Genomic DNA, 13,154 nt, shown 5'->3' with positions numbered 1-13,154 from the left:
GGCCTTTCAGTGACGGCGGGTGCCGGCGAGTTCGGCGCCGAAGCGGAACTCGAGGATGGTCTTGAACACGAGCGTCACCAGCGCCAGCATGGCGAGCAGCGACGCCACCGCGAAGGCGGCGGAGAAGTTGTACTCGTTGTAGAGGATTTCGATGTCGAGCGGCATGGTCGTCGTCTTGCCGCGGATATGACCTGATACCACCGACACTGCCCCGAATTCACCCATGGCGCGGGCGTTACAGAGCAGGACGCCGTAGAGCAAGCCCCATTTGATGTTGGGCAGGGTCACGCGCCAGAAGGCCTGCCACCCGGTGGCGCCCAGCGAAATGGCGGCTTCCTCGTCGGTGTTGCCCTGATCCTGCATCAACGGGATCAGCTCGCGCGCGATGAAGGGGAAGGTGACGAAGATCGTCGCCAGCACAATGCCCGGCACCGCGAAGATGATCTCGATGCCGTTGGCGCGGAGGATCGGTCCGAGCCAGCTCTGCGCGCCGAACAGCAGCACATAGACCATGCCGGAAACGACGGGCGACACCGAGAACGGCAGGTCGATGAGCGTCGTGAGGAAGCTCTTGCCCCAGAACTCGTATTTGGCGACGCACCAGGCGGCGGCGATGCCGAAAACGAGGTTGAGCGGCACGGCGATGGCAGCGACGGTCAGCGTCAGCATGATCGCCGTCTGCGAGTTGCGATCGGCGAACGAGGCGAAATAGGTCTCGGCGCCTTTGCGGAAGGCTTCGAAGAACACCAGCACCAGCGGCAATACCAGCACGGCCAGCATGAAGACGACGGCGATGCCGATCAGCAGGCGCCGCACCCACGGCCGTTCGGTCGTCGGACGCTGGTGGTCCTCGGGCGGGATCAGCCGGCGGCTGTCATAGACGACTTCGGGTTCAAACATTGCCGAACCTCCGCCGTGCCCAGGCCTGGATCAGGTTGATGACGAGCAGCATGACGAAGGAGATGATCAGCATGATGCCGGCGATCACGGCGGCGCCCGCCTGGTCGAATTCCTCGAGCTTGATGACGATCAGCACCGGAGCGATTTCCGAAATGTTGGGCAGGTTGCCGGCGATGAAGATCACTGAGCCGTATTCACCTACGGCGCGCGCAAACGCGAGGGCGAAGCCGGTGAGCAGCGCCGGGGTGAGGCGGGGCAGGATCACCCGCGAGATCGTCTGCCAGCGGTTGGCGCCGAGCGTCGCCGCGGCTTCCTCGAGCTCCTGCTCAAATTCCTCGAGCACAGGCTGCACGGTGCGCACGACGAAGGGTAGGCCGATGAAGATCAGCGCGATGACGATGCCGCTGGGCGTATAGGCAATCTTCCAGTTCGGCAGCTCGATGCCGTTGAGGAAGGGAAACAGCGTCTGGCTGCCGAGCCAGTTGGCAAGCCAGCCGTTCGACGAGAACATGCCGCCGATCCAGCCCTTGGGGGCGTAAAGCGTCGAGAGCGCGATACCCGCGACGGCGGTCGGCAGCGCGAACGGCAGGTCGACGATGGCATCGAGGATGCGGCGGCCGGGGAACTTGTAGCGCACCAGCACCCAGGCAACGATGATGCCGAACACCACGTTCACCAGCGCAGCGATGAGCGACGAGCCGAAGCTGACCTCCAGCGCCCTGAGCGTACGCTGTGCCGTCGCAATCTTGACGATCTGCTCCCACGGCGTCGTCGCTGCCTTGAGGAACAGCGCCGCCAGCGGGATGAGGACGAGCAGGCTCAGGTAGAGCAGCGTATAGCCGAAGGTCAGCCCGAAACCCGGGATGACGCTCGGCTTAACAAAACTCCACCCCGCTTTTGCGGGGTGGGATGGTAGACCCGGGACGCCGCGAGGCGCCCCAGCCACTGCGTTACTGCGCAGGGGTGTAGACCTGGTCAAATATGCCCCCGTCCCCGAAGTGCTTGGGCTGTGCCGTCTTCCAGCCGCCAAAAAGCGGATCATCAATAGAGATCAGCTCGATCTTTGGGAAGGCCGCAACGAGCGCCGGATCGGTCACAACGGACGGATCGGACGGACGGTAGTGGTTCCTGGCGGCGATGGTCTGGCCCTCGGGCGAGTACAGGTACCCGAGGTAAGCCTTTGCCAGATCAACCGTACCATGCGCTTCGACATTCTTGTCGACGATGGCGACTGGCGGCTCGGCAAGGATCGAGGTCGGCGGATAGACGATGTCGAAATTATCGGCGCCGAATTCGTCCTGCACGAGGTAGGCCTCGTTCTCCCAGGCCAGCAGCACGTCGCCCAGTTCCTTCTGCGCGAAGGTCACGGTCGAGCCGCGGGCGCCGGTATCGAGCACCGGGACATGGCTGAACAGTTGCTTGATGAAATCAGCACTCTTGGCTTCGTCGCCGCCGAACGCCTTGTTGGCATAAGCCCAGGCCGCGAGGTAGTTCCAGCGCGCCCCGCCCGAGGTCTTGGGGTTCGGCGTGATCACTTCGACGCCGTCCTTGACGAGGTCACCCCAGTCGGCAATCGCCTTGGGGTTGCCCTTCCTGACGAGGAACACGATGGTCGAGGTGTAGGGGGTCGAGTTGTTGGCGAACTCGGAACGCCAGTTGGCGTCGATCAGGCCCGACTTCTCCACGATGGCATTGATGTCGCCTTCGAGCGCCAGCGTCACGACGTCGGCCGACAGCCCGTCGATCACGCCCTGGGCCTGCTTGCCCGAGCCGCCATGGCTCTGCTCGATGGTGACATTGCCGCCGGAAGTTTCCTTCCAGTGCTTGGCGAAGGCCTCGTTGAACTGCGCGTAGAGTTCACGAGTCGGATCGTACGACACGTTGAGCAGGGTCTGGTCCTGGGCGCGGACAGTCACCGCGCCGGTAAAGGCGAGCGCTACGGCGAGGCCGCCGAGCGCGAGAATTCTGGCCGTTGTCTTCATCATGTCCTCCTGGTGAAGAGTAACTACCGTAACTCTACCGTGTTAGTCGGCATTCTCAAGGAAGGCCCGGATCGCTGCGTGACGAAGAAGCGGAAAAGCTTTCTCTGGGAAGGCTAACAGCAGCATCGCCATTGCGCAAACCTCAACTCCCCGCCTGTGGATGAGCATGGCTTTGCGCATGCGAACACCCGATCCCGACCCATGGCTGGCGCAGTGAACGCTTGGGCGGGTGGAAAGTTGCTGACGAACTGAGGCCGGCCACCCGCACGGGTGTCACCCCGGCGGGTAACAAGGCAATTCGGCGTGCGCCGGTACCGATGTGAGAAAAGCATTTCCCAACCCCTTGCGCGCCGTTTCGAAACATGCGACGAAACTCCGCGAAAACCTTTTCCCAAATTCTCGACTGGCCGTAGAAGCGCCGGCGAGCAGACAGCGGAGAGGCTTTCCAGGCCGTTCACGGGAGGAACCTCGCATTGACGCGGGGCCGGAGGGCGGTTCGGCACATGGGAGGATACCTGATGAGAATGCCAAGCCTTTGGCAGGCAGCGCTTGCTGTTGCCATGTCGGCCACTGCCTTCGTTCCCGGCACGGCCTTTGCGGAAACGCTGAGCCTGTGGGCACGCGCGTCGAGCTCGACCGCTGCGCAGCACATGATCGACCTGTGGAACTCGAACCACGACGACAAGATCGAGCTGACGACCATCCCGGACAACCAGATGGTCACCAAGCTCGCCACCAGCGTGCAGGCCGGCGACGTGCCGGACCTGATCTCGTTCGACCTGATCTTCATGCCCGATTTCATGAAGGCCGGCTTCCTGACTGACCTCACTGCCGAGCTCAGCGCCGACCCGAACCAGGCCAAGGTTGCCCAGGCCTTCCGCGACCTCGCCACCTATGATGGCAAGCTGTACGGCACTGGCTTCACCCCCGACGTCTCGATCCTGCTCTACAATAAGGATCTGTTCGTCAAAGCCGGCCTCGATCCCGAGAGCCCGCCCAAGACGCTGGCCCAGCTGCAAGAATACGCCAAGAAGATCAAGGACACCGTCCCTGACGCCTACGGCTACTACTTCTCGGGCTCGTGCGGCGGCTGCAACATCTTCACCCAGGCACCAATGATGTGGGGCTCGGGTGCAACGCTGCTGCCGACCTCGGGTGACGCCCCTGCCCTCGAAGGCCCGGGCGTGGTCGAAGTGCTGACCATGCTCAAGGACATGTGGGAAGCGGGCATCATCCCCGAGAGCGCCGAAGCCGATACCGGGGCGAACTTCTTCGCCACCTTCGAAACCGGCACCATCGGCATGGTCGGCTCGGGCGGTTTCGCCATCTCCGCGCTGAAGGCCAACCACCCCGACATGAACTTCGGCATCGCCCCGCTGCCGGGCATCAATGAAGGCCAGGCTTCGAGCTTCGTCGGCGGCGACGTGATCGCTATCCCGACTGGCGCCAAGAACGCCGATCTCGCCAAACAGTTCATCGCCTGGCAGCTGACCGACGAAGCCCAGCTCGAGGGCCTCGCCAAGAACCTGATCCTGCCCTCGCGCACGGATCTGGCCGACAACAAGTACTTCCAGGAAGAGCCGCGCTACATCGTGACGGCCCAGGCGGTCGGCATCGGGCAGACGCCCTACGCCTTCCACTTCAACGACATGGTCAATGCCGACCAGTCGCCGTGGCTCACCATGATCCAGACCGCGGTGTTCGACGGCGACGTCGAAGGCGCGATCGAGACCGCGCGCGAGGTTATGCGCTCGATCGCGGCGGAATAAGCCCTCCCGGGCTCGGGCTCGCGGCAGTTCGCTGTCGCGGGCCATTCTCTGGAATTATTGCAAGGAGTGGAAGCGTGGTTCGGGCGCTTCGGAAAAGCGAAGGCTTCCTCTACGTGCTGCCGGCGCTGGCCTTTGTCGGCCTCTTCGTCATCTGGCCGTTAATCCAGCTGGTCGACCTGTCGTTCACCGACACCTCGCTGCTCGGCGGTGGCAAGTACGTCGGCTTCGCCAACTACATCAAGGCGTTCGAGGACAAGTCGTTCTGGCGGGCGCTGTGGTTCACGGTGCGCTACACCGTTTTCATCACCCCATTCCTCATGGGCCTCGGCTTTGCGCTGGCCCTGCTGACCGCGCCGAACCGGCCGCTGCGCCAGATCACGCGCGGCATCATCTTCCTGCCGGTGGTGATCGGCATCGGCTCGTCGAGCCTGCTCTGGTTCTGGCTGTTCGACCAGCAGGTCGGCCTGTTCAATAAGTTTCTCGTCGATGTCGGCATCCTCGCCGAACCCACCGTCTGGTTCACCAAGGTCGACATGGCGCTGACCGCGGTGATCATCTCGATCACCTGGAAGGTCATCGGCTTCGGCATGCTGCTCTTCGTTGCCGGCATCCAGTCGATCAACGGCGAGATCGGCGAGGCCGCACTCATCGACGGCGGCAATTACTGGCAGCGCGTCTGGTACATCCTGTTGCCGCTGAGCCTGCGCGTGATCCTCCTCACTACGCTGATCTCGGTGATCGGCTCGATGCTCGCCTTCGACCAGTTCTACATCATGACCGGCGGCAATCCGCGCGGCCAGACCTTCACCTCGGTTTACTGGATCTACCAGAACAGCTTCATCAGCTTCAAACTCGGCTATGGCGCCGCGCTCTCGATCATCCTGACGCTGATCATCCTGGTGTTCTCGTCCATCCAGGTCTTTCTCTCGAACCGGAGCCCTTCGACATGACCGCCATCGCCGAAGGCACGGTCCGCCCCGCCGTATCCGAACATGTCTCCCGCGCCGCCGGCGAAAGCCGCCCGATCGGCTACATCGTCGGCGCCATCTGCGTCGCCGTCTGCACCATTATGCTGGCGCCGCTGGTGCTGAGCTTCTTCGCCTCGATCAAGGCGCCCGACGAGGCCCGCGCCTCGCCGCCGACCTACCTGCCGCACAGCTTCAGCCTCGAAAGCTACGCCAAGGTGTTCGAGTATCAGGCGGGGCTCTGGACCTATGTCGGCAACTCGCTGCTCGTCGCGACGCTCACCATCCTGATCTGCCTCGCGCTTGCCGTGCCGGCAGGCTATGGCCTCGCGCGGTTCAAGATGCCGTTCAAGGAAGTGTGGTTCATCATCCTGCTGGCGCCGCTGATGATCCCCTACCAGGCGCTGCTGACCCCCCTCTACCTGACCTTCTCCAAGATCGGGCTCGCCAATTCGCATCTCGGCCTCGCCATGGTGCACGCCATTCTGCAACTGCCCTTCTCGATCTACCTGATGCGCAACTCGTTCGAGTCGATCCCGCGCGAGCTCGAGGAAGCCGCCAAGGTCGACGGTTCGAACTCCTGGCAGACGCTGCGCTCGATCTTTTTGCCGCTCGCCGTGCCGGCGATCGTGACGGTGGGGCTGTTCGCTTTCATCGCCAGCTGGAACGAGTTCCTCTCGGCGCTGATCTTCATGAACAAGGAGACGAGCTTCACCGTCCCGATCATGCTGCTCAGCGTGCGCACCGGCCGGTTCGGCTCGGTCGACTGGGGCGCGCTGCAGTCGGGCGTGATCCTCTCCCTGCTGCCGTGTGTGATCATCTATCTGCTCTTGCAGAAGTACTACGTCGCGGGCTTCCTCAACGGAGCCGTGAAGTAGGACAACCATGACCGACGAGCGCTCTACCACCGACCGTACAGGCCGCCACGGCCCCACCATCCGCGATGTTGCGCGGATCGCGGGGGTGTCGATCGGCACGGCATCGAAGGCGCTCAATGCCAATGGTCGGCTAAAGCAGGAGACGCGCGACAAGGTGCGCGAGGTGGCGCGCGAGATCGGCTACCGGCCCAACGACATGGCACAGAGCCTGCACCGCTCGCGCTCGATGACGGTGGGGATCATCTCGACCGATAGCTTCGGCCGCTTCACGCTGCCAATTTTCCAGGCGCTCGAGGAGCAGTTCGCCGACCGGGGCATCGCCATCTTCATGTGCAACGCGACCGACGATCCGGAGCGCGAAAGCCAGCATCTCGACCAGCTGCTCGGCAAGCGCATCGACGGCCTCGTCGTCACCGCCCGCCGCGCCGACAAGCGTCCGCCTGTAGGGCCGCTGCCGCCGGGACTGCCGGTCATCTATGTCTTCACCCAGGCCGACGACGACAGCGCGATGTCGCTGCTGCCCGACGACGAGGGTGGCGCACGCGTCGGCGTCAAGCATCTCGCCGATATCGGCTGCCGACGCATCGCCCATGTCACCGGCCCGCTGCATTTCGAAGCAGTCCTTTTGCGCCATCGCGGCTACCTGTCGGCGCTTGCCGAGGCCGGGCTCATAGCCAATCCTGCGCACTATGTGTCGGGGGCCTGGTCGGAAGCCTGGGGGCGCGACGCCGTTGCGAAACTGTTCGATGGCGCAACCGAGCCGCCGGATGGGATCTTCTGCGGCAACGACCAGATCGCTCGTGGCGTGGTCGACGCCCTGCGAGAGCGCGATATCGCCGTGCCGGGACAAGTCGCCGTAGTCGGCTTCGACAACTGGAATGTCATGACCGACGCCGCGCGTCCGCCGCTCACCAGTGTCGACATGAACCTTTCCGCCCTTGGCCATGAGGCCGGGCGCCTGCTGGTCGAGATGATCGGCGGCGAGAAGATCCGCGGCATCCGCCGCCTGCCCTGCACGCTCGTCGTCCGCGAGTCGACGAAACGCTAGTTCTCATACAAGGGGCCCACCGCTTGCTCGGCGGCCGGGTGAAGAGGAGTTACAATGAGCCAGTACCACCCCGTCCGCTTCGTCGATGTCCGCCTCGAAGGCGATTTCTGGAAGGAGCGGCTCGATACCGTTCTCGCCCGCACCATCCCGAGCCAGCATAAGAAGCTCGGCGAATACGGCATCCTCGACTCGCTGAAGCTGCCCAGCCCGCCTCCGCCGCTGCGTTTCCCGCGCCACGCCAACGGCTTCACCGTGCAGGTGTTCTGGGATTCCGACGTCGGCAAGTGGATCGAGGCTGCGGCTTATGCGCTGAGCCACAAGCGCGACGCCGATATCGAGGCAAAGATCGAGGCCATCGTCGACGACTTCGAGAAGGCACAGGCGCCGGATGGTTATCTCAACTGCTGGTATCTCGGACGCGAGCCGGAAAAGCGCTGGAGTAACCTGCGCGACAACCATGAGCTCTACAATGCCGGCCATATGCTCGAGGGCGCCATCGCCTATTACGAGACGACCGGCCGCCGACGCTGGCTTGATATCATGGAGCGCTATGTCGAGCACATCCGCCAGATGTTCGGCACCGGTCCGGGCCAGAAGCGCGGCTATTGCGGGCATGAGGAGATCGAGCTGGCGCTGGTCAAGCTTTACCACCTCACCAAGGAGAAAAAGCACCTCGACCTCGCCGCCTACTTCGTCAACGAGCGCGGACAGCAGCCGCCGCACTATTTCGACGTCGAGCGCGAGGAGCGCGAAAAGAAGGGCTGGGAGTTCCAGCGCTACGCGCAGTCCAACTACGAATACAGCCAGTCGCACAAGCCGGTGCGCGAGCAGGAGAAGGTCGTCGGCCACGCCGTGCGCGCCATGTACCTCTACACCGCCATGGCTGACCTCGCCGTGGAGCTCAATGATCCGGCGCTGAAGAAGGCGTGCGAGACGCTGTGGAACGACGTGCTGGTCACCAAGATGTACGTCACGGCCGGCCTCGGGCCGTCGGCGCACAACGAGGGCTTCACCTACGACTACGACCTGCCCAACCAGACCGCCTATGCCGAGACCTGTGCCTCGGTAGCGCTGATCTTTTGGGCCCAGCGCATGTTGCACTTCGATCTCGACGGCAAGTATGGCGATGTGCTCGAGACGGCGCTCTATAACGGGGCGCTGTCGGGCCTGAGCCGCGACGGCGAGCACTACTTCTACATGAACCCGCTCGAGAGCAACGGCACGCCGTCGCGCTGGGACTGGCACACCTGCCCGTGCTGCACGATGAACGTGTCGCGCCTCGTCGCCTCGGTCAGCGGCTATTTCGTCTCGACCGCGCCCGACGGACTGGCCTTCCACCTCTATGGCGGCATCTCGTCAACGCTCGACGTGGGTGGCACCAAGGTGGCGGTGAAGGAAGTCTCGAACTATCCGTGGTCGGGTGACATCGCCATCTCGATCGACCCGGCTAGCGAGAAAGCCTTCGATGTGAAGCTGCGCATCCCCGGCTGGTGCCATGGCGCGACAGCCAAGGTGAACGGCGAGACGGTGAAGCTCGAGCCGGTCAATGGCTATGCCACCATCCACCGAACCTGGAAGGCCGGCGACACGATCGCCCTCGACCTGCCCATGCCGGCCGAGCGCATTTTCGCGCATCCGGCCGTGGTGATGGACGCCGGCCGCGTGGCGTTGAAGCGCGGCCCGCTGGTCTACTGCATCGAGGAAGCCGACAATCCGGGCGGCACCGTGCAGCGGCTGAAGCTGCCGCGCGACAGCGAACTGGAGATCGGCAAGTCACGGCTATTCGACGGCATCGTGACGCTAAAGGCCAGGGGCAAGGCGATCGACGAAGGTGAGTGGAAGACGCTCTATCGCACCAGCCCGCCCAAGGAGGGACCGGCAACGCTCACCGCGCTGCCCTATTATCTCTGGGCCAATCGTGGGCAGGGGTCGATGGTGGTGTGGATACCGGAGGCTTGAGGCAAGCCGAACGAGCAATCGTTAGCCGTCATCCGCGGGCTTGACCCGCGGACCCACGCGGTGGTGCTGCGTTCACCGCGAAATCGCTGGGTCCCCGGGTCACGCCCGGGGATGACGATGGATGACATGGCTGGCGGGCGCAGCCAGACCCGCCCTACTCCGCCGCGGCGACCGGACCGAACTGCTCGTTGAGCAGGGCGCGCTCGTAGGCGAGGCGGGGGTTGGCGCGTTGCGGGGTCTCGAAGTTCTCGTCCATGGACCGGGCGAACAGCTTCTCGCGCTCTTCCTCGGTCGACATGAAGAACGGGTAGCGCGAAAAGATCGAGTGGTGCCGCTTTTGCTCGACGCGCGCGCCGAACAGGCTCACCGGGAAAGCGAGGCCCGGATAGGTGCGGACTTCGCCACCGATATCCTCGGACTGGAAGACCCGCCGGTAGAACGCCGTATGCTCCGGCCGCACCAGCGCGAGGCACATCGTGGCCCGGAAATGCACCGTCGCCATCACCGCGATCCGCAACGTCAGGAACGGCAGCGCCGGGTAGGCCAATGACGCTTCGTAATCCGAGGTGAAGCGGCTCGGATCGATGAAGCGGTCCCCCTTGTCCAGCATCGGCCCGAGCAGATCGGGAAACGCCTTCATGCTCGGCGAGTGCCGATGCGTCGGCGTCAGATAGTGCAGCCGGATAGAGCTCACCAGCTCGCCGTCAATATGCACGCCGAAGCTCATGCCATTCGGAGCAGCATCGAGGTCGTCGACCACAGTGCCGGTATCGTTGAACGGCACGGATTCTTCGCGTCTATAGGCCTCGTAACGCAGACGATAGATCGGATTGTCCGCAACATCCATGCGAACGCGCGAATACTCGACCCGATCCAGTATATCCATCAGCGTGCCGGCGAAGCGGGAAACGGGGGCAGCTGACGCGGCTGCCGAAGCTTCAACTTCCGAACGCATAGAGAACTCCGCAACTTTCACACGGAGTTTAACCTTTTATTAGCCATAATAAAATCGGCATTTCGCGCACGGCCGTTCCACCACGCACGCATAGACGCGGAGCCGCCGGCCCGGCGCCGGTTTCCGATGGATTCGGAAGCATTTAGTTGAAATTAACCACGTTTGCGGTTTGCCGCACCAACCGCGACGACGCGCCGCGGCGCGGGGCGAACATCCATCCGCGCAATCAGCTCGGCCACTTCCCGGCGCGGCAACGGTACGCCGAAGAAATAGCCCTGGATCTGGTCGACGCGGGTGTGCTCGGCGATCAGGTTGAGCTGGTCCTCGGTCTCGACGCCTTCTGCGGTCACCGTCAGGTTGATGTCCTTGCCCAGCTGCGCGACGTTCGACAGCAGCTTCAGCGACCGCGGATTGGCCGCGATGTCCATGACGAAGGAGCGGTCGATCTTCAGTTTGCTGAACGGCAGGGCCTGCAGGTAGCTCAGCGACGAATAGCCGGTGCCGAAATCGTCGAGCGCGATACCGATACCCTGCTTCGCGAGCCTGGCCAGAATCTTGGTTGCCGCGTCCCGTTCCTCGATGACCGCCGTCTCGGTGACTTCGATCTCGAGCCGGTGCGGCGCAAGCCCGGAACTGGCGAGCGCGTTCTTGACCATGCCGGCGACGTCGGCATTGCGGAAGTCGCGCGCCGAGATATTGACCGAGACCGAGACGTCCTCGGGCCAGTTGCGGCACTCCGCCGTTGCCGTCGCGAGGACCCAGCGGCTGATCTCGGAGATGAGCCCGGTTTCCTCGGCAATGGGGATGAACAGCGACGGCGGGATCGAGCCGAGCTCCGGATGGTGCCAACGCGCCAGCGCCTCGCAGCTCACCACGCGCCGGGTCTTGAGATCGACGATCGGCTGGAACACCAGCGACAGCCCGCCATCGGCCACGGTCTGCTTGAGTTCGGCCTTGAGCCGCTGGCGATAGCGGTAATCGGTGTCCATCTCGTCGTGGAACACCTGGCTACGGCCCTTGCCCAGCGCCTTGGCCTTGTAGAGCGCCAAGTCCGCCTTGGTCATCAGCCCGTCGAGATCGTCGGCGCCATCGGTGATGGTCACGACGCCAATCGAAACGTTGACCCAGAACACCTCGCCCTCGACCTCGAACGGCCCCTGGAAGCCGGCGAGGATGGACTCGGGGTCGGCGACCGTGTCGGCGACCTGCACGCCGCCGGATCGATAGACCACGTATTCGTCGCCGCCGAGCCGGGCCACGAGGCTATCCTTGCCGAGCACGCGCGTCAGGCGCTCGGAGGTCTCGATCAGCACGCGGTCGCCAATCAGGTGGCCCATGGTGTCGTTGACATGCTTGAAGTCGTCGATGTCGACGATCAGCAGCATGGCCATGTCGTCGGCCTTGTTGCGCTTTGAGCGGCGCCGGCGCTCGAGATCGGCTTCCACCTGCTCGGTGAAATAGGCGCGGTTGGGCAGGCCCGTGAGCGTGTCGTAATGCGCCATGTAGTTGATGCGCTCTTCGGCCTTGACGCGCTCGGTGATGTCTTCGAACAGCAGTACCGTCTTGTCGAGCCGGGACGATACCGTGACTTCACAGAACTGGCCGTCGGCGAGCTTCAGCACCACCTTGCCGCCACTGCCGGCATTGACCGTATCGAGCAGGTGCGTCGCCGAACGCGGCGGAATGGTGCCGCGCTGCGCCGCAGCCGTGATCATTGCCGCAAACGGCCGTCCCGACCAATCGCCGGTCATGAAGCTCGAGAACACCAGCTCCGCCCGGTCATTGGCGACGGCGATCAGCCCGTTTTCGTCGAGCATGCAAAGGCCGTGCTGCATGGTCTCGAGCGCAGTGTCGAGTTCGGAGGCGAGCCGCGTCGCCTCGATGCGGCCGTGCACGGCCCGCAGCAAGATGGCGCGAATGTTGCCGGCGACACGCCGCAGGCTGGCAAAATAGGGCAGGAACACGAAGGAGAGCAGCGCGGTGTAGAAATGCCCATCGAGCAGCATGCCGACCCAGGCCGGGATGCAGACGAGCATCACCTGCACCATCATCACGCGCTCGACCGCGAAGTTCCGTGCGGCAACGCCGACAAGGATCGACATCGAGACGCCTAGGCTGGCGAGTTCGGCGAACGTGGTGTTGACCACGAGGAAGCTGTAAAGCGTCCACGACCCGTAGAGGGCCGCGATGGCGCCGCTGCCGACGGTGGCCCGGAACTCCCAGTGCGCCGCGCCCTCGACATCATCGTCGGCCAGCTGCACGCGGTCAAACTGCTCCATGTCGTGGTTGCGGAGGAACCCGACCACGACGAAAGCGATGGCGATACCAAGCAGCACCAATGAGCCGGATTCGAACCAGGTCAGTGCGACAGCCACGGCAGAGCCATAGGCGCCCAGCACCTGTGAGCGCCGGTCAGCGTAAAGCGACCGGATCATCGACACGTAGTCGACTGGCGGCAATGTCTTGTATGCGGGCTCGAACATGGACCTCACCAAGGTCCGGAGAGTGTGCAAGCCGAGGCGTTAATGCCTGCTTTCGGACAGCCGGTGCCGGTCCGCCGATCCGCACCGCCTGCAGAGTTTGCAGCCTCATTCGCCCCCCATGGTTTATACACTGTTGCAGCGACCGGCCGGATTCGACCTGTCGGACCGGAAAGCTTTGGGGCGTGGCCATTTCCGAGGTGTGGCACTGCCTTCCG

General features: G+C 63.8%; 10 protein-coding genes. 5 read left to right on the top strand and 5 right to left on the bottom strand.

All coding sequences use genetic code 11. The annotated features are described in order from the left end of the window. Positions 1-6: 6 nt before the first annotated feature. From cysW to ACOYW5_RS16260, 3 genes are read right to left on the bottom strand one after another with little or no spacing between them, the layout of a single operon-like run. Positions 7-900 (bottom strand): sulfate ABC transporter permease subunit CysW, encoded by an 894-nt coding sequence (gene cysW, locus ACOYW5_RS16270; RefSeq protein ID WP_423065938.1) that lies wholly within the window; start codon positions 898-900, stop codon positions 7-9. Continuing rightward, entirely contained in the window at positions 893-1,846 is a 954-nt protein-coding gene (gene cysT, locus ACOYW5_RS16265; RefSeq protein WP_423065937.1) for a sulfate ABC transporter permease subunit CysT, read from the bottom strand. The genes cysW and cysT overlap by 8 nt, the downstream gene beginning before the upstream one ends. A gap of 4 nt (positions 1,847-1,850) precedes the next feature. Then, entirely contained in the window at positions 1,851-2,882 is a 1,032-nt protein-coding gene (locus tag ACOYW5_RS16260; RefSeq protein WP_423065936.1) for a sulfate ABC transporter substrate-binding protein, read from the bottom strand. Between the two features lie 518 nt (positions 2,883-3,400). Here ACOYW5_RS16260 and ACOYW5_RS16255 point away from each other — a divergent pair. From ACOYW5_RS16255 to ACOYW5_RS16235, 5 genes are all read left to right on the top strand, one after another. Next, a complete protein-coding gene (locus ACOYW5_RS16255; protein WP_423065935.1) occupies positions 3,401-4,651 on the top strand; it encodes an ABC transporter substrate-binding protein in 1,251 nt (416 codons plus the stop codon). Between the two features lie 74 nt (positions 4,652-4,725). Further along, positions 4,726-5,601: a carbohydrate ABC transporter permease gene (locus ACOYW5_RS16250; protein WP_423065934.1), complete on the top strand. Its 876-nt coding sequence runs from the start codon at positions 4,726-4,728 to the stop codon at positions 5,599-5,601. Further along, positions 5,598-6,494, top strand: a complete 897-nt coding sequence (locus ACOYW5_RS16245; protein ID WP_423065933.1) for a carbohydrate ABC transporter permease — start codon at positions 5,598-5,600, stop codon at positions 6,492-6,494. The genes ACOYW5_RS16250 and ACOYW5_RS16245 overlap by 4 nt, the downstream gene beginning before the upstream one ends. Before the next feature lie 7 nt (positions 6,495-6,501). Then, positions 6,502-7,542: a LacI family DNA-binding transcriptional regulator gene (locus ACOYW5_RS16240; RefSeq protein WP_423065932.1), complete on the top strand. Its 1,041-nt coding sequence runs from the start codon at positions 6,502-6,504 to the stop codon at positions 7,540-7,542. 54 nt (positions 7,543-7,596) lie between these two features. After that, entirely contained in the window at positions 7,597-9,501 is a 1,905-nt protein-coding gene (locus tag ACOYW5_RS16235; RefSeq protein ID WP_423065931.1) for a glycoside hydrolase family 127 protein, read from the top strand. 154 nt (positions 9,502-9,655) lie between these two features. Here ACOYW5_RS16235 and ACOYW5_RS16230 read toward each other — a convergent pair whose 3' ends face one another. Both ACOYW5_RS16230 and ACOYW5_RS16225 read right to left on the bottom strand, forming a co-directional pair. Next, the gene (locus tag ACOYW5_RS16230) at positions 9,656-10,456 is read right to left on the bottom strand and encodes an N-acyl amino acid synthase FeeM domain-containing protein (RefSeq protein WP_423065930.1); all 801 of its coding nucleotides are present in this window, start codon (positions 10,454-10,456) and stop codon (positions 9,656-9,658) included. 152 nt (positions 10,457-10,608) lie between these two features. Next, positions 10,609-12,939 (bottom strand): putative bifunctional diguanylate cyclase/phosphodiesterase, encoded by a 2,331-nt coding sequence (locus ACOYW5_RS16225; RefSeq protein WP_423065929.1) that lies wholly within the window; start codon positions 12,937-12,939, stop codon positions 10,609-10,611. Between the last annotated feature and the right edge of the window lie 215 nt (positions 12,940-13,154).

It is taken from the genome of Devosia sp. CN2-171 (assembly GCF_049354815.1).
Classification (GTDB): Bacteria; Pseudomonadota; Alphaproteobacteria; order Rhizobiales; family Devosiaceae; genus Devosia_A.
The sequence above is the reverse complement of the archived record's forward strand: the minus strand, read 5'-3'. Positions and strand labels throughout refer to the sequence as shown.